We start from the raw sequence: 1,250 nt of genomic DNA, 5'->3' as shown, positions 1-1,250 counted from the left end.
TCCCGTGGCCGGCCCGCGGGCGTCCTGTCCCGGGTACGTCCCCTTTGCACGCTTCCGCGGCCCCTGAGCCCGTCCGGCCGGGACACCGGTCCGTCGCGCCGTCGTGTCCGCCCGGAGGCCGCCCACTAAGGTGGTCCCCGGCGTAGGGACTTGGCTGCGCACGGCGCCCGCCTCCGCGCGGTCGACGGCGCGGAGACGAAAGGGCAGCAGTGAACGAGGACGGCGTCGGTGCCCCCGCCGCGGGTGGCCAGGAGAGACGGTTCGGCCCGCTCGGCAAGGCCTTGGTGATCATCCCGACCTACAACGAGGCCGACAACGTCGCGCCGATCGTCCGCCGCGTCCGGGCCGCCGTCCCCGAGGCGCACGTCCTCGTCGCCGACGACAACAGCCCGGACGGCACCGGCAAGATCGCCGACGAACTGGCGGCCGAGGACGACCAGGTCACGGTCCTCCACCGCAAGGGCAAGGAGGGGCTGGGCGCCGCCTACCTCGCCGGGTTCCGCTGGGGGATCGAGCACGGCTTCGACGTCCTGATCGAGATGGACGCCGACGGCTCCCACCAGCCCGAGGAACTGCCCCGGCTGCTCACCGCGCTCAAGGGCGCCGACCTGGTCCTCGGGTCCCGCTGGGTGCCCGGAGGCCGGGTCGTCAACTGGCCCCGCTCCCGCGAATTCATCTCCCGCGGCGGCAGCCTCTACTCCCGGGTCCTGCTCGACGTCCCCATCCGCGACGTCACCGGCGGGTTCCGCGCCTTCCGCCGCGCCACCCTGGAGGGGCTCGGGCTCGCCGACGTCGCCTCCCAGGGGTACTGCTTCCAGGTCGACCTGGCCCGGCGCGCCGTGCGGGCCGGCTACCACGTGGTCGAAGTGCCGATCACCTTCGTGGAGCGTGAGCACGGCGACTCCAAGATGAGCCGCGACATCCTGGTCGAGGCGCTCTGGCGGGTCACCGCCTGGGGCGTGGGGGAGCGGGCCGGACGGGTTCTCGGGCGGCCCCGGCGCGGGTGAGGGGGGCCACCAGGCACACTGGAGGCATGACGACCGGCCCTCAGCGCTCCTTCCCGCCCACCACCTCCTCCGGCTCCTCGGCCTCCTCCTCGCGCCAGGCCCGGCAGCCCCGTTCCCGGGCGCGCACCGCCGTGCCGCTCGGCGTGGCCGCGTGGCTGGTGCTCGAGATCTGGCTGCTGACGCTGGTCGCGGACGCGGCGGGCGGCCTCACCGTCCTCCTGCTGCTGGTCGCCGGCGTGCTGC

At 74.7% G+C, this 1,250-nt stretch carries 1 protein-coding gene and 1 pseudogene; both read left to right on the top strand.

Going from position 1 to position 1,250, the window contains the following annotated elements:
• The first annotated feature begins 209 nt into the window (after window positions 1-209).
• Window positions 210-1,007, top strand: coding sequence for a polyprenol monophosphomannose synthase (locus tag HW445_RS31525; RefSeq protein ID WP_180224186.1), 798 nt, complete (start codon window positions 210-212; stop codon window positions 1,005-1,007).
• 26 nt (window positions 1,008-1,033) lie between these two features.
• Window positions 1,034-1,250: pseudogene (locus tag HW445_RS32965) on the top strand (hypothetical protein); the annotation flags it as partial.

It is taken from the genome of Streptomyces sp. UH6 (assembly GCF_013421635.1).
Taxonomy (GTDB): domain Bacteria; phylum Actinomycetota; class Actinomycetes; order Streptomycetales; family Streptomycetaceae; genus Streptomyces; species Streptomyces abyssomicinicus.
This window is presented reverse-complemented; position numbering and strand designations above follow the sequence as displayed.